At 68.7% G+C, this 15,742-nt stretch carries 13 protein-coding genes and 1 tRNA gene; 10 read left to right on the forward strand and 4 right to left on the reverse strand.

Features of this window, described 5'->3' with window-relative positions:
- Positions 1-76 precede the first annotated feature (76 nt).
- The 3 genes from IG196_RS12085 (at position 77) to IG196_RS12095 (ending at position 944) form a co-directional block, all read left to right on the forward strand.
- Complete coding sequence (locus IG196_RS12085; RefSeq protein ID WP_192196347.1) at positions 77-301, forward strand: hypothetical protein; 225 nt, start codon at positions 77-79, stop codon at positions 299-301.
- A gap of 46 nt (positions 302-347) precedes the next feature.
- Positions 348-421 (forward strand) — tRNA-Gly (locus IG196_RS12090).
- A 241-nt stretch (positions 422-662) separates the two neighbouring features.
- Positions 663-944: a hypothetical protein gene (locus tag IG196_RS12095; protein WP_192196348.1), complete on the forward strand. Its 282-nt coding sequence runs from the start codon at positions 663-665 to the stop codon at positions 942-944.
- A gap of 21 nt (positions 945-965) precedes the next feature.
- Here IG196_RS12095 and paoC read toward each other — a convergent pair whose 3' ends face one another.
- From paoC to paoA, 3 genes are read right to left on the reverse strand one after another with little or no spacing between them, the layout of a single operon-like run.
- Positions 966-3,176, reverse strand: a complete 2,211-nt coding sequence (gene paoC / locus IG196_RS12100) for an aldehyde oxidoreductase molybdenum-binding subunit PaoC (RefSeq protein WP_192196349.1) — start codon at positions 3,174-3,176, stop codon at positions 966-968.
- 2 nt (positions 3,177-3,178) lie between these two features.
- On the reverse strand, positions 3,179-4,129 hold the full coding sequence (locus IG196_RS12105) for an FAD binding domain-containing protein (RefSeq protein WP_192196350.1): 951 nt from the start codon (positions 4,127-4,129) through the stop codon (positions 3,179-3,181).
- Complete coding sequence (paoA, locus tag IG196_RS12110) at positions 4,126-4,770, reverse strand: aldehyde dehydrogenase iron-sulfur subunit PaoA (protein ID WP_192196351.1); 645 nt, start codon at positions 4,768-4,770, stop codon at positions 4,126-4,128. The genes IG196_RS12105 and paoA overlap by 4 nt, the downstream gene beginning before the upstream one ends.
- 240 nt (positions 4,771-5,010) lie before the next feature.
- Between paoA and IG196_RS12115 the strand changes: the two genes are divergently transcribed.
- Positions 5,011-5,229: a hypothetical protein gene (locus IG196_RS12115; protein ID WP_192196352.1), complete on the forward strand. Its 219-nt coding sequence runs from the start codon at positions 5,011-5,013 to the stop codon at positions 5,227-5,229.
- Positions 5,230-5,232: 3 nt separating this feature from the next.
- On the opposite strand, the gene IG196_RS12120 is transcribed toward IG196_RS12115, so the two are convergent.
- Complete coding sequence (locus IG196_RS12120; protein ID WP_192196353.1) at positions 5,233-6,414, reverse strand: amylo-alpha-1,6-glucosidase; 1,182 nt, start codon at positions 6,412-6,414, stop codon at positions 5,233-5,235.
- Between the two features lie 127 nt (positions 6,415-6,541).
- On the opposite strand from IG196_RS12120, the gene IG196_RS12125 reads away from it, so the two are divergent.
- The 6 genes from IG196_RS12125 to IG196_RS12150 all read left to right on the forward strand — a co-directional run bounded on the left by IG196_RS12125 (position 6,542) and on the right by IG196_RS12150 (position 15,719).
- The gene (locus tag IG196_RS12125) at positions 6,542-7,081 is read left to right on the forward strand and encodes a PA2169 family four-helix-bundle protein (protein WP_192196354.1); all 540 of its coding nucleotides are present in this window, start codon (positions 6,542-6,544) and stop codon (positions 7,079-7,081) included.
- A gap of 108 nt (positions 7,082-7,189) precedes the next feature.
- Positions 7,190-7,456: a hypothetical protein gene (locus IG196_RS12130; protein WP_192196355.1), complete on the forward strand. Its 267-nt coding sequence runs from the start codon at positions 7,190-7,192 to the stop codon at positions 7,454-7,456.
- Positions 7,457-7,616: 160 nt separating this feature from the next.
- A complete protein-coding gene (gene glgB, locus IG196_RS12135; protein WP_192196356.1) occupies positions 7,617-9,518 on the forward strand; it encodes a 1,4-alpha-glucan branching protein GlgB in 1,902 nt (633 codons plus the stop codon).
- Complete coding sequence (locus IG196_RS12140; RefSeq protein WP_192196357.1) at positions 9,515-11,572, forward strand: alpha-1,4-glucan--maltose-1-phosphate maltosyltransferase; 2,058 nt, start codon at positions 9,515-9,517, stop codon at positions 11,570-11,572. The genes glgB and IG196_RS12140 overlap by 4 nt, the downstream gene beginning before the upstream one ends.
- Positions 11,573-11,602: 30 nt before the next feature.
- Positions 11,603-14,932, forward strand: coding sequence for a maltose alpha-D-glucosyltransferase (gene treS / locus IG196_RS12145; RefSeq protein ID WP_192196358.1), 3,330 nt, complete (start codon positions 11,603-11,605; stop codon positions 14,930-14,932).
- A 37-nt stretch (positions 14,933-14,969) separates the two neighbouring features.
- On the forward strand, positions 14,970-15,719 hold the full coding sequence (locus IG196_RS12150; RefSeq protein ID WP_101493928.1) for a mechanosensitive ion channel family protein: 750 nt from the start codon (positions 14,970-14,972) through the stop codon (positions 15,717-15,719).
- Positions 15,720-15,742 lie beyond the last annotated feature (23 nt).

The raw sequence follows: 15,742 nt of genomic DNA on the forward strand, positions 1-15,742 counted from the left end.
AAACGCAACGCGTTTGGGTCGCATTTTCGGGGCCGCAACGCCCTAGACTGCGGCTCGTTTTGTGAGGAGCTTTGCCATGCCCATGGACTTTCTGGAGCGCATCGAAGACGCATCGTTCCCGATGGCGGTCCGCGACGAAGCCGACATCCATTGCGCGACCGTGCTGGTCGCCGCCCATCTCATCGAAGCCGTGCTGCCCCCGGCCGCCAGCGGCACGGGCCGGCGCGTCGCCGTGGTCCTGGTCATCACGCCGCAAGGGCGCGCGGCGCTGCGGTTGCGAAGGGATGAGCTGCAGACCTGAGCGTGGGTGGGGGGCGAGTGAACTGACGTTAGAATCCGCGCCTGCTGCGGGTGTAGCTCAATGGCAGAGCTGTTGCTTCCCAAGCAACTGACGAGGGTTCGATTCCCTTCACCCGCTCCAGCCCTCATTCCTCGGCGTCCCTTGTGACCCCTGAAGCTTCTTGAAGACAAGAGGTTGCAGCGAAGGAAATTCCTGAAGAGGCCAGCGCGATGCCACCGCCGCCGGCGCTGTCCCCCACACCCGCCGACAAATCAATCGCTGCATTGACCGCACGCAAGTCGCGGTGCCTGCCTACATGGCTGCTCGCCCGCCGCGCGATGGTGACCTGACAGCACAGGACTTTTCCCGAAAGGAGTTCTCCATGCAGGCACTTCGCATCCCCAACGATCGGCGGACGCGTCTTCTGGCCGACGGGCTTCTCGCCATCAATTCCCACAGCCAGGAAATCCTTCACGGGCTCACCCATGAAGAGTCGCAGTTCCTGATGGACTTCGACGAGAAGGCGCAGGGCGACGCCACCACGCGCGAACGGCGCGCCGAACTGGCGCTGCGCCACGAACAGGCGCGGATGAGACTCGCACGCGCGGACGACGAGGGCAGCGCGGATGAGGAGTTCAGGCTGCGCGTGGAAACGCGGTTCTGAGCCGCTGCCTCACCGCTTGCCTCACGCCACCGGCGGCAAGCGGTCCAGCAGCTTGTCGAGCGTGATCGGGTAGTCGCGCACGCGCACGCCGGTCGCGTGGTAGACCGCATTGGCCACCGCAGCCGCCACGCCGCACATGCCGAGTTCGCCCACGCCCTTGGCCTTCATCGGCGACGAGATCGGGTCGGTCTCGTCGAGGAAGATCACGTCCTGGTGCGGTATGTCGGCATGCACGGGCACCTCGTAGCCCGCGAGGTCGTGGTTGACGAAGAAGCCGTGGCGCTTGTCGAGCGCCAGCTCTTCCATGAGCGCGCCGCCGACGCCCATCGTCATCGCGCCGATCACCTGGCTGCGCGCCGACTTGGGGTTGAGGATGCGCCCTGCGGCGCACACGGCCAGCATGCGCCGCACGCGGATCTCGCCGGTGACGGCATCGACGCCCACCTCCACGAAGTGCGCGCCGAAGGTGGACTGCTGGTACTTCTTGTCGAGATCGCCGTACTCGATGCCGTCTTCGGCGACCAGGCCGTTCGCGCCCGCGGCTTCGGCCAACGGCACCGGGCGCCCGCCGGCATGCACCATGCCGTTCGAGAACTGCGCGTCGGCCACCGGAACGCCCAGCTTGGCCGCGATGGCCTCGCGCAGCTTCATGCAGGCGGCGTAGACGCCCGAGGTCGAGTTGTTCGCGCCCCATTGCCCACCCGAACCCGCCGACACGGGGTAGGCCGAATCGCCCAGCCGCACCTGCACCTTGTCGAGCGTCACGCCCATGGTCTCGGCGGCGGTCTGCGCAATGATGGTGTAGGTGCCTGTGCCGATGTCGGTCATGTCGGTTTCCACTGCGACGATGCCGCGACTGTCCAGCCCCACGCGCGCGGCCGATTTGGTCAGCAGGTTGTTGCGGAAGGCCGCGGCCACGCCCATGCCGACGAGCCAGCGTCCGTCGCGCTGCTGCGCGGGCAGCGCATTGCGCCGGTTCCAGCCGAAGCGCTCGGCGCCGGTGCGCAGGCATTCGATCAAGCGGCGTTGGGAGTAGGGGCGCTCCGGCTTTTCCGGATCTACCTGCGTGTCGTTGCGCACGCGAAATTCGATCGGGTCGAGCTTCAGTTGTTCGGCCATCTCGTCCATGGCGATTTCGAGCGCCATCATCCCGGGCGCCTCGCCGGGCGCGCGCATGGCGTTGCCTTCGGGCAGGTCGAGCACGGCGAGCCGCGTGGTGGTCAGGCGGTTCGCGCCGGCGTACAGCAGGCGGGTCTGGTTGACGGCGGTCTCGGCCTGGCCGCCGGGCAGGTCGCCCGACCAGCCTTCGTGCGCGATGGCGGTGATCTTGCCGTCGGGCGTGGCACCGATGCGGATGCGCTGGCGGGTGGCGGGTCGGTGCGTGGTGTTGTTCATCATCAAGGGCCGCTGCAGCGCCACCTTCACGGGCCGCCCAGCCTCGCGCGCGCCCAGTGCCGCCAGCAGCGCATCGGCGCGCACGAACAGCTTGCCGCCGAAGCCGCCGCCGACGAAGGGCGAGACCAGCCGCACGTTCGCCTTCGGAATGCCGAGCGTCTTGGCGACGTCGCCGACGCCCCAGGCGATCATCTGGTTCGACGTCCAGATCGTGAGCTTGTCGCCCTGCCACTGCGCGATGGAGGCGTGCGGCTCCATCATCGCGTGCGACTCGTCGGGCGTGGTGTAGGTCGCATCGAGCCGCACGGGGGCCGCGGCGAACGCGCCGGGAAAATCGCCCGTCTTCGTTTCCGGCGGGCCCGCGAAGGGCGTGGACTCGGGCAGCTTTGCCGCGCCCATTTCCGCCGCGAGGTCGAAGCGGCCGGGCGCGCGCGTGTAGTCGATGCGCACCAGCTGCGCGGCGGCACGCGCCTGTTCGAAGGTGTCGGCCACCACGAGCGCGACGGCCTGGTGGTAGTGGTCGATCTCGGGCCCACCCAGCAGCTTGGCGGTGTTGAAGTCGCCCTTGCCGAGCGTGCCGGCATTGCGCGCGGTGACGATGGCGCGCACACCCGGTGCCGCGCGCGCGGCGTTCAGGTCCATCGAGGCGATGCGGCCTTTGGCGATGCCGGCGCCGACCACGTAGCCGTAGGCCGCCTGGGGCGCCTCGGCATTGCGTTCGTAGGCGTAGCGCGCGGTGCCCGTGGTCTTGGCCGGGCCGTCGATGCGGTCGGTCGGCTTGCCGATGACCTTGAGCTGGTCGATGGGGTTGGTGGTGGCAGGGGTGTCGAATTTCATGCTCAGCTCCTCGCTTGCAGCAGCGCCCCGGCCAGCGCACGCTCGGCCAATGACACCTTGAAGGCGTTGTCATGGGTCGGCTGCGCGCCGGCCAGCAGCTGCGCGGCCACGGCCTTCGCGCCTTGCGGCATGGCGGCCTCCGCGGCCTCGACGCGCCACGGCTTGTGCGCCACGCCGCCCAGCGCCACGCGGCCCGAGCCGTCGCGCTGCACGATCGCCGCGACCGACACCAGCGCAAACGCATACGAGGCCCGGTCGCGGACCTTGCGATAGACGTGCGTGCCGCCGACGGGCCGGGGCAGCGTGACGCCGGTGATCAGCTCGTCGCGCTGCAGCACCGTCTCGATGTGCGGCGTGTCGCCAGGCAGGCGATGGAAATCGGCAATCGGGATCACGCGGGCCTGCCCGTCGGGGCGCACGGTTTCGACCGCCGCGTCGAGCACGCGCATCGCCACCGCCATGTCGCTCGGGTTCGTCGCGATGCATGCGGCGCTGGTGCCGATCACCGCCAGCTGGCGCGTGATGCCGCCGATGGCGCTGCAGCCGCTGCCGGGCTGGCGCTTGTTGCAGGGCTGGTCGATGTCGTAGAAGTAGGGGCAGCGCGTGCGCTGCAGCAGGTTGCCCGCCGTCGTCGCCTTGTTGCGCAGCTGGCCCGAGGCGCCGGCCAGCAGCGCGCGCGACAGCACGCCGTAATCGCGCCGCACCCGCGCGTCGGCGGCCAGGTCGGTGTTGCGTACCAGCGCGCCGATGCGCAGGCCGCCTTCGGCCGTGGGCGCGATGGTGTCGAGCGCCAGGCCGTTCACATCGACGAGGTGCGTGGGCGCCTCGATCTGCAGCTTCATCAGGTCCAGCAGGTTGGTGCCGCCCGCGATGAACTTGGCGCCGGGTTGGCGTGCGACGGCGGCTGCGGCCTGCGCGGGCGATTGCGCGCGCTCGTAGGTGAACGGCTTCATGCCCGACTCCCGGCCACCTCGGTGACGGCATCGACGATGTTGGAATACGCGCCGCAGCGGCAGATGTTGCCGCTCATGCGCTCGCGCAGCTCGTCGGCCGACAGCAGCGGCCGGGCATTGAGGTCGGCGCTCACGTGGCTCGGGATGCCGCGCCTGACCTCGTCGATCACGCCCACCGCCGAGCAGATCTGGCCCGGCGTGCAGTAGCCGCACTGGTAGCCGTCGTGCTTCACGAAGGCGGCCTGCAGCGGGTGCATGTGCTGTGGCGTGCCGAGCCCTTCGATGGTCGTCACCTGGCCGCCGTCGTGCATGACGGCGAGCGTCAGGCAGGAATTGATGCGCCGGCCGTCGGCGATGACCGTGCAGGCGCCGCACTGGCCATGGTCGCAGCCCTTCTTGGTGCCGGTGAGGTTCAGGTGTTCGCGCAGCGCGTCGAGCAGGGTCGTGCGCGTGTCGAGCTGCAGCGCATGCGCCTGCCCGTTGACGGTCAGCGACAGCTTCATCAGGGGCCCGGCGGCGCTTGGGGGCGTGGCCTGCGCCGCTGCCGTGGCAGGCACGGCAGTCGAAACTGCCGCGGCGGTGGCGGCGCCGGCGATGAGGGCGCTGCGGCGCGAGATCAATGGGGTCGTGGGACTGTCCATGTCGGCGACTCCTTGGGGTCGAAGTTCTCGAATCGTGGGCTTGACCGTGCGGGGTATCACGCCGGGTCGGCACGCGCAGTAGGAGAAAGGAGGGTGTTGCCGCCTGCGAGGCGCCCGGATTTTTGGGCCTGTAAGAAAGTAGCGCTCAGCGGGGTCGATGACCCGCTGCGTTGAGGGTTTGCCCGGGACACGGCGAGGCCGTTCGGCCTACACTTTCTGCTCCAAAAAAAGGAGCAACCCATGCCGATGGACTTCCTGCGGCGGATCGAAGACGAGGCTTTCCCTTTGACGGTGACCGATCCCGTGGACATCCGCAATGCAGCGGTGCTCGTGGCCGCAGGCCTTGTCGAGGCCACCCTGCCGACCGAGTCGGACGAACCCGGCCTGGCGGGCGTCGTCGAGCGCATCACGCCGCTGGGCCGCGCTGAACTCCGGCGAATGCGCAACAAGCCGGCCTGAGGCTTACGGCGCGCGTGGCTGCCGCAACGCCCGCAGCGCCAGCAGAAAGGTCGCGGCATTCCAGCTTTGCCCGGCCATGCCCATGGGCGCCAGCGTGCGGCCGTGGAACCACTCGGTGAAGCGCCAGTCGTCCAGCGCGTTGACCTCGGCCAGCCGCACCAGTTCCGACCACGCCAGGTCCCGCGCGCCCAGTTGGGCCAGCGCGATCACCCAGAAGCCGCCGACAAAGGGCCACAGGCCGCCGTTGTGGTACTGGTGCACGATGTTCTGCTGGTGGCGCCCCATGTAGGCCCGCCACAGGGGATGCTGGCGCGACAGCGGATGCAGCACCACGCGCACGGGGTAGGGCACGCTGGCATGCGCCTCGGTGAGGGTCTGCACGATGCGCTGCGCCATCGGCGCATCGGCCAGCCCGGCCTGGAGGGCCAGCACGTTGCCGAACACGTCGCCCTCGTCGCCGACCACGGCCAGGTTGACGAAGCTCAGGTACAGGCCCGGGTCGCGCCGACCGCGGCGCGCGTAGTGCTGCAACAGCCGGGCGCGGTGGTACTCGGGCAGGTCGCGCTGGAACGGGTTGAACAAATGGTTGAAGTGGTGCTTCGTGGCCTCGGCATGGTCCAGCGCATAGCGCCGCTTCACCTCGTACCAGAGCGCGTTGCTGTACAGCACGTAGCCCGAGCGCGGCATGATGTCGGCCCAGTCGCTGGCCTCGTTCTGCTGCAGCAGCCGGAAGTGCTGGTGCTCCTGCGCCAGCAGCCAGCCGATGGCGCGTTCCACTTCGGCGGCCCAGTGCAAGGGACCGACCTGCCCGTGGCGGCGCACGTGGTCCACGGCAATCAGCCACCACAGCGTGGCGTCGATGCAGCCCAGGTACCAGAAGTCGGCGTCGCGGCCCTCGGGGTCGACGTACTTGGGAATCTGCCCGTTGGCCGCCTGGTGGGCGGCGAGCGCGTCGAGGCTGGCCACCGCGCCTTGCTCCAGCGCGGGCACGCCGCTGCCGCACATCGCGAGCACGCAGATGGCGGCGTCGCGTCCGAAGATGCGCGTGTAGCGCCGCGCCTCGGCCGCCTCGGTGCGGCTGGCGGCCAGGATGCCGTGCGGCGTGAGGTTGCTTTCCAGGAGTGCGAGCGAGGCTTGCGCGCAGGTGTCGATCAGCGCGAGTGCCGGGGCGTCAGGTTCCTTCATGAGACATGTTTTTATCATCCGCCGCCGGGCAAGACCTACACGCAGCCGCGCCCCGACCCGACGAGCGCGCTCGCGAGGCGCGCCAGGATGAAGCCAGTCCTCTCAACTTTGAATAAAGGAGTCCGACATGGCAAAGGACCAGAACCTGTTTCATGCAGACACAGATGATGCGGCGCGCGACACCCTCCCGGGTGATGCGCTGTCCACCGACCACGTGGTCCACGTGCTGAACCATCTGCTCGAAGGCGCCCGCGACGACGCACACGTTTTTCGCGCCGGCGCGGACGAGGTGAGGGCGCGGCGCCACAAGGACGTGCTCGCCGCGCGCGCCGCGCAATGCCAGGCCGCGGCCAGCCAGCTGGTGGAGCTGGTCATCACCTGCGGCGGCCAGCCGGCGGGCGGCGGCACGGCGCTGGGCGCGGTGCACCGCGGCTGGGCGCACGTGAAGGCGGCGGTGGGCGTGGCGGCCAGCGAGTCGTCGGTGCTCGACGCCTGCGAGCGCGCCGACGATGCGGCCGTGGCGCGCTACCGCGAGGCGCTGGCGCTGCGCCTACCCATGGGTATCCGGCAGATCCTGCAGATGCAGGCCCACGATGCGCAACGCGGTCACGCGCAGGTGCGTCTGCTGCTCAATACCCTGCGCGCTTGTCGGCAGTCGCAGCTGTAGCTTGCTTCCTGCCTTCGCACGCGGAAGAATCCGTCGCCGGGTGCGCCTTCGGGCGCGCCCCATCTCAAGCTCACCGGCCCTGCGGGCAGGCACAAGGAGACAGGCGACATGGACTTCGAAGGCATCTATTGTTTCGACACCGCGTCGGTGCGATTCGCGGTGTATCCCGACGGTCCGGAGGGCGCGCGCATCGTCGCGCAGATTTCCGAAGACACGCTGCACGACGCGTTCGGCGTGCGCGAGATCGGCGACGCGTTGATTGACGCCTGCAAGGCGCATTTCGACGTGCTCATGGCCGTCGCCATCGTGCGCTACCGGGCGGCCCCCCGGCAACCGATCGAGTTGATCCCCGACGACTTCGGCGTGCACGCCTGAGCGCGCACAGCAGCCCAGGGCACGGGCTGTTCTCCGACAAGCCGAGGCGGTCACGGCCTTACCCATCGCCTGCAGCGGGCTTGCATAACTCGAAGAGGCTGGAGGCGAACCGAAGTCGGTCCTCGAACAACCGTTCCACTGGCCTTCAACGGGAGCGCCGGTGCCAACGACAACGAACCATCCCCGCCAGGGCGAACGCGACGTCTACCTTTTTCGGGAAGGAACCCACGCCCGGCTGTACGACCTGCTCGGCTGCCACCTCGACGAGGAAGAGGGCGGTGCAGGTTTCGCGGTGTGGGCACCCAACGCCGCGTCGGTCTCGGTGGTCGGCGACTGGAACGGCTGGTCGGGCGACGCCGATCCGCTCGCGCCGAGCCCTGACGGCTCGGGCATCTGGCACGGGCACGCACCGGCTGCCGCGACAGGCGACGCCTACAAGTACCGCATCCGTTCGCACCACGGCAACTACACGGTCGACAAGGCCGACCCCGTCGCGTTCAGCGCGGAGCCACCGCCGGCCACCGCCTCGCGCATCTGCGACCTGGCCTACACCTGGGGCGACGACGAATGGATGGCGACACGCGGCCAGCGCAACGCGCTCGATGCGCCGCAGTCGGTCTACGAGGTGCACCTGGGCTCGTGGCAGCGCCAGGACGGCCAGTTTCTCGGCTACCGCGAAGTCGCGCACCGGCTGGCCGCCTATGTGAACCAGATGGGCTTCACGCACGTGGAGCTCATGCCCGTGACCGAGCACCCGTTCTACGGTTCGTGGGGCTACCAGACCACCGGCTACTTCGCGCCCACGGCGCGCTTCGGTTCGCCGCAGGACTTCATGTACCTCGTCGACCACCTGCACCAGCAGGGCATCGGCGTGCTGCTCGACTGGGTGCCTTCGCACTTTCCGACCGACGAGCACGGGCTCGGTTTCTTCGACGGCACGCACCTGTACGAGCATGCCGATCCACGCCAGGGCTTCCACCCGGAGTGGAACTCCAGCATCTTCAACTACGGCCGGCCCGAGGTGCGCAGCTTCCTCGTGTCGTCGGGGCTGTTCTGGCTCGACAAGTACCACCTCGATGGCCTGCGCGTGGACGCCGTGGCGTCGATGCTCTACCTCGACTACGCGCGCAGCCACGGCGAGTGGGTGCCCAACCACCACGGCGGGCGCGAGAACCTGGAGGCCATCGACTTCCTGCAGACGTTGAACCGCGCCGTGTACCGCGCGCACCCCGACACCGTCACCGTGGCCGAAGAGTCGACCGCGTGGCCGCGCGTTTCGCGCCCCACCGACATGGACGGCCTGGGCTTCGGCGAGAAATGGAACATGGGCTGGATGCACGACGCGCTCGCCTACATGAAGGAAGAGCCGGTGCACCGCAAGTACCACCACCACAAGCTGACCTTCTCGCTGGTGTACGCCTTCCACGAGAACTTCGTGCTGCCGCTCTCGCACGACGAAGTGGTGCACGGCAAGGGCTCGCTGCTCAACAAGATGCCCGGCGACAGCTGGCAGCAGTTTGCCAACCTGCGCGCGCTGTACGGCTTCATGTGGGCGCACCCGGGAAAGAAGCTGCTCTTCATGGGCGGCGAGTTCGGCCAGCGCCGCGAGTGGACGCACGACGGCGAACTGGAATGGTGGGTCTGCGAACAGGAAGGGCACGGCGGCCTGCAGCGCCTGGTGGCGCAGCTCAACCGCGTGTACCGCGGTGCGCCCGCGCTGCACCAGGTCGACTTCTCGTCGGCGGGGTTCGAGTGGGTGGCGGCCGACGACGCCGACACCAGCGTGTTCGCGTTCCTGCGCAAGGCCGGCGACGGCAGCCCGCCGCTGCTGGTGGTGAGCAACATGACGCCGGTGCCGCGCACCAACTACCTGCTGGGCGTGCCGCTCGGCGGCCACTGGCAGGAGGTGATCAACACCGACGCCACGGAATTCGGCGGCTCGGGCTGGGGCAACTTCGGCGGCGTCGATGCGGCGCCCGTGCGCTCCCACGGCCGCAGGCAATCGGTGTGCCTCACCTTGCCGCCCCTGTCCACGCTGATCCTGGAGCACGTTGCCCGATGAAGAACATCTTTTCGACCAAGCCCGCCGCAGCCGCCAACGACGGCACCGACATCGCCTTGAACGACGGCGCGGTCCGCGCGGTCATCGATGCCGTGCTGCCGAGCGTGGACCACGGCCGCTTCGCGGTGAAGTGCGTGGCCGGCGAGCGCGTGCCGGTGCGCGCCCATTGCTTCACCGACGGCCACGACGTGGTGCGCGTGCAGCTGTGCTGGCGCGCGCACGAGCAGCCGGCCTTCCGCGAAGTGCCGATGAAGCCGCTGGGCAACGACGTGTGGGAGGCCGCGTTCTCGCCGCCGTCGCCGGGCCGCTATGTCTACACCGTCGTTGCGTGGGTCGACCCCTTCGAGTCGTGGCGCAGCGAGATGACGCGGCGCGTCGACCCCGACGACGTGCGCATTGCCGCGCAGGTCGGTGCGCTCGAAATCGCGGCCGCCGCATCGCGCGCCGAGGGCGCCGACCGTGTCGCCCTGCAGCGCTGGGCCACCGAGCTCGATGCCGTGGCCGCCAGCCCCGGGTCCGACGTGGTGTCGCTGAAGGCGCTGGCGCTGGACGACGAATACGCCGAACTCGCGCGGCGCCACCCCGACCGCCAGCACGCGGTGCGCCATTCGGCCGAGCTGCCGCTGTTCGCCGACCGCGAGCGCGCGCGCTTCAGCACCTGGTACGAACTCTTTCCGCGTTCGACCGGCCCCGCGCCCGGCGTGCACGGCACCTTCAAGGACGTGGAGGCGCGCCTGCCGGCCATCGCCGCCATGGGCTTCGACGTGCTGTACTTTCCGCCGATCCACCCCATCGGCCGCGAGCAGCGCAAGGGGCCCAACAACGCACTGCAGGCCGGCCCCGACGACGTGGGCAGCCCCTGGGCCATCGGTGCGGCCGAAGGCGGGCACACGGCGATCCTGCCGGCGCTCGGCACGGCGGAAGACTTCCGCCACCTGGTGGCACGCGCCGGCGAGCACGGCCTGGAGATCGCACTCGACATCGCCTTCCAGTGCGCGCCCGACCACCCGTATGTGAAGGCGCATCCCGGCTGGTTCCGCTGGCGCCCCGACGGCACCGTGCAGTACGCCGAGAACCCGCCCAAGAAGTACCAGGACATCTACCCCTTCAACTTCGAGTGTGAAGACTGGCGCGGCCTGTGGGCCGAGCTCAAGCGCGTGATCGACCACTGGATCGGGGAGGGCGTGCGCATCTTCCGCGTCGACAACCCGCACACCAAGGCCTTCCCGTTCTGGGAGTGGGTCATCGGCGAGGTGAAGCGCGTACACCCCGACGTGATCTTTCTGGCCGAGGCCTTCACGCGGCCGAAGGTGATGCACCGGCTCGCCAAGCTGGGCTTCTCGCAGAGCTACACCTACTTCACGTGGCGCAACACCAAAGAGGAGCTGCAGGCCTACTTCACCGAGCTCTCGACCGAGCCCGGCATCGACTACTTCCGCCCCAACGCCTGGCCCAACACGCCCGACATCCTGCACGAGCAACTGCAGACCGGCGAGACCGCCGTCTACATGTCGCGCCTCGTGCTCGCTGCCACGCTCGCGGCCAACTACGGGATCTACGGGCCGGCCTACGAACGGCGCGAGCACCTGCCGCGCAGCGCCGGCAGCGAGGAGTACCTCGACTCCGAGAAGTACCAGCTGCGCCACCGCGCCGATGACGACCTGGACAGCCTCGAACCGTTCATCGCGCAGGTGAACCGCATCCGCCGCGAGAACCCGGCGCTGCAGCGCGACCGGGGCCTGCGTTTTCTGCACATCGACAACGACCAGTTGCTGGCCTATGCCAAAGAGTCACCCGACGGCGAGAACGTGATCGTTACCGTGGTCAACCTCGACCCGCATCACGTGCAGACCGGCTGGGTCGGGTTGGAGCCCGCGAGCGTGGGCGTGAAGGACGGGCAGGCGTTCCAGATGCACGACCTGCTGAGCCACCAGCGCTTCACCTGGCAGGGCGACTGGCACTACATCCGGCTCGATCCCCGCAGCGTGCCCGCGCACATCTTCGTGGTGCGTCGCCGCCACGGCGACGAGCGCGACTTCGACTACTTTCTCTAAGTTCTCCAAGACCAGGAAGGCGAATCGCCCATGAACGCACCCGTCTCCCACATCGCGCTCGAAACCGTCGAGATCGACACCAGCGACGATCCGCTGTGGTACCGCGACGCGGTGATCTACCAGCTCAACGTCAAGGCCTTCTTCGACTCCAACAACGACGGCATGGGCGACTTCCGGGGCGTGACCGCCAAGCTCGACTATGTGAAGGAGCTGGGCGTCAACACCATCTGGCTCATGCCGTTCTACCCGTCGCCCCTGCGCGACGACGGCTACGACATCTCGGGGTACGAAGACGTGCACCCGCAGTACGGCACGCTCGACGACTTCCGCGAAATGCTGGCCGAGGCGCACAAGCGCGGCCTGCGCGTGATCACCGAGCTGGTCATCAACCACACCTCGAACGAGCACCCGTGGTTCAAGGCCGCGCGCCTGGCGCCGCCCGGTTCGCCCGAGCGCGACTTCTACGTGTGGAGCGACACCGACCAGATCTACCAGGGCACGCGGATCATCTTCACCGACACCGAAACGTCGAACTGGACCTGGGACCCGGTGGCCAAGCAGTACTTCTGGCACCGCTTCTTCAGCCACCAGCCCGACCTGAACTTCGACAACCCGGCGGTGCTCGAGGCCATCTTCAAGACCATGCGCTTCTGGCTCGACATGGGCGTGGACGGCTTCCGGCTCGACGCCATTCCCTACCTGGTGGAGCGCGACGGCACCAGCAATGAGAACCTGCCCGAGACGCACGCGGTGATCAAGCAGCTGCGCGCCGCCATCGACGCGCAGTACAAGAACCGCTTCCTGCTGGCCGAGGCCAACATGTGGCCCGAAGACGTGCGCGAGTATTTCGGCGATGGCGACGAGTGCCACATGGCGTATCACTTTCCGCTCATGCCGCGCATGTACATGGCCATCGCGCAGGAAGACCGGCACCCCATCGTCGAGATCATGGCGCAGACGCCCGACATTCCCGAGGGCTGCCAGTGGGCCATCTTCCTGCGCAACCACGACGAGCTCACGCTCGAGATGGTGACCAGCAAGGAGCGCGACTACATGTACACCATGTACGCGGCCGACATGCGTGCGCGCATCAACCTGGGCATCCGCCGGCGGCTGGCGCCGCTGATGGAAAACGACATGGACCGCGTGAAGCTCATGAACGGCATGCTGCTGTCGATGCCGGGCTCGCCCATCATCTACTACGGCGACGAAATCGGCATGGGCGACAACGTGTTCGTGGGCGACCGCAACGGCGTGCGCACGCCCATGCAGTGGAGCCCCGACCGCAACGCCGGCTTCTCGCGCACCGACCCGCAGCGCCTGTACCTGCAGCCGATCATGGACCCGATGTTCGGCTACGAGGCGCTCAACGTGGAAGCGCAGGCGCGCGACGCCAGCTCGCTGCTCAACTGGACCAAGCGCATGCTCGCCGTGCGCAAGACCAGCTACGCCTTCGGGCGCGGGCGGCGGCGCTTTCTCAAGCCGGGCAACCGCAAGATCCTGGCCTACCTGAGCGAGTACGACGGCGATGTGATCCTCACCGTGTTCAACCTCTCGCGCGCCGCACAGCCGGTGGAACTCGACCTGTCGGAGTTCAAGGGCTTCGTGCCCATCGAGATGCTGGGCCGCGCGCCGTTCCCGCCCATCGGCGAGCTGCCTTACTTGCTCACGATGTCGTCGTACGGCTTCTACTGGTTCAAGCTCACGGCCGAGGCTGACGCACCGAGCTGGCACCAGGAAGGCGTGGCGCTGCAGGAGTGGCCCACGCTCGTTTTGTTCGGCGGCTGGACCAGCTTCTTCCGCGAGCGCGTGATGCCGTGGCGCATCGGCATGTCGGAGCGCATGCGCGCCCAGTTCGAACTGGAGACGCTGCCGCGCCACATCGAGATCCAGCGCTGGTACGCCTCCAAGGGCACGGCCATCCGTCGTGCGCGCGTGGCCGACCATGCCGTGTGGGACGTGGACGGCCTGAGCTGGATGCTGGCGCTGCTCGACCTCGAAGGCCCGACCGGCGGCGCCACCTATTTCATGCCGCTCGCATTGGCGTGGGAAGAGCGCGACGAGGAGCGCATGGCCGGCGTGGCGCAGGCCGCGCTTGCCAAGGTGCGCCAGCAGGCGCAGGTCGGCCTCATGGGCGACGCCTTCTACGACGAGGCCTTCTGCCGCGCGCTGCTGCGCACCATCGCCACCGGCGCCGAGCTGCCGACTGCCAACGGCAAGCTGGTGTTCCGGCCGACGGCGGCCTTCGCAGGCCTGCAGGTCGACATCGACGCGCTGGCCGTCGGACGCCCGAGCGGCGTGAGCAGCAACACCGTCATCACGCTGGACGAAACGCTGTTCCTCAAGGGCTACCGCCATGTGCGCGAGGGCATCAACCCCGAATTGGAGATGGGCCGCTTCCTCACCGAAGACGCGCACTACCCGCACTGCGTGCCCGTGCTCGGCGCGCTGGAGTACCTGACGAACGACGGCCGCACCATGACGCTGGCGATGGTGCAGAGCTACATGCCCAACCAGGGCGACGGCTGGGACCACACGCTCGGCTACCTGGAGCGCTTCCTGCGCGATGCGACCACCACTGACGGCGAGGCGCGCGGCCGGGTCGAAGGTGCCGAAGTGGCCGCGGTGCACGGCGGCTTCCTGGCGCTCATGGCCACGCTGGGGCGGCGCACCGCCGAGCTGCACCGGGCGCTCGCCGTGCGCACCGGCGCATCGGCCTTCGACCCTGAGCCGCTCGCGGCGGCCGACTTCGCCAGCTTCAAGACGCTGGCCGCCAGCGACGCCACGGCCACGCTCGCGTTGCTGCGCGAACGCCTGGACCTCGTGCCCGGCGCCGCGCAGGCCGACGCACGCACCCTGCTGGACGCGGCCGATGCGCTGCAGGCGAGCATCGCGGCGCGCCATCCGGTGGAAGGCGGTGGCATCAAGAGCCGCTACCACGGCGACTACCACCTGGGCCAGGTGCTGGTGAAGGACAACGACTTCGTCATCATCGACTTCGAGGGCGAGCCCGCGCGCAGCTTCGAGGAGCGCCGCACCAAGAGCTCGCCGCTGCGCGACGTGGCGAGCATGCTGCGCTCGTTCAACTACGCGCGCTGGACGGCGCTGCGCCGCGTGGCGCAAAGCCCCGAAGAAGCCCAGCGGCTGGCCGCGCCGGCCATCGCCTGGGAGCGCGCCACGCGCGAGGCGTTCCTGGGCGGCTACGGCGTCGACGGCGCACCAATCGATGCCGAGCTGCTCGCGCTCTTCGAGCTCGACAAGGCCCTTTACGAGCTGCGCTACGAGCTCGACAACCGCATCGACTGGGCCCAGGTGCCGCTGCACGGCGTGCTCGCGCTGATCAACGCGCCGCGCGCTTGACTTACCCCTCTCCAGCCACCTCACCGGAAGACACACCATGGAAAACTTCGGCATTCACCTGGAGCCGCTGCGCGCCATCCTCTACCAGGTCGGCGCCTTCATTCCGCGCCTGCTGATCGGGCTGGTGGTGGTGCTCGTCGGCTGGCTGGTCGCCAAGGCGGCCCGCTTCGCCGTGACCAAGGCGCTGCGCGCGGTCAACTTCAACGTGCTCACCGAGCGCGCGGGGCTGGACAACTTCCTGCGCCAGGGCGGGTTCCAGGGCGACACCAGCAGCCTGTTCGGCGTGCTGATGTACTGGCTGGTGATCCTGGCCTCGCTGCTCATCGCCTTCAACGGCATGGGGCTGAGCTACATCGCCGACCTGCTGGGGCGCATCGTCTGGTTCGTACCCAACGTGTTCGTGGCGCTGCTGGTGCTGGCCTTCGGCTCCTACTTTGCGCGCTTCGTGGGCGAGGCCGTGGGCAGCTATTTCCGCAGCGTGAAGATGCAGGACGCCGTGCTCTTCGGCAAGGTGGCGCAGTACGCGGTGATGGCCTTCGTGATCCTCATTGCGCTGGACCAGGTGAAGGTGGGCGGCGACATCGTGCGCGAGAGCTTCCTAGTGATTCTGGCCGGCGTGGTCTTTGCATTGGCGCTGGCCTTCGGCCTGGCGGGCAAGGACTGGGCGAAGGCGCAGATCGAGCGCTGGTGGCCCAAGCAGGTCAGCGGCAGCAAGACGGCCCCGCCCGCCGTGACGCCCGTGGGCACGCCGCCACGCTTCGACAGTTCCGACCGTCCACCCCGCTGATTTTTCTCTCCACGCCCATCGGC

It is taken from the genome of Variovorax sp. 38R, assembly GCF_014843395.1.
Classification (GTDB): domain Bacteria; phylum Pseudomonadota; class Gammaproteobacteria; order Burkholderiales; family Burkholderiaceae_C; genus Variovorax; species Variovorax paradoxus_H.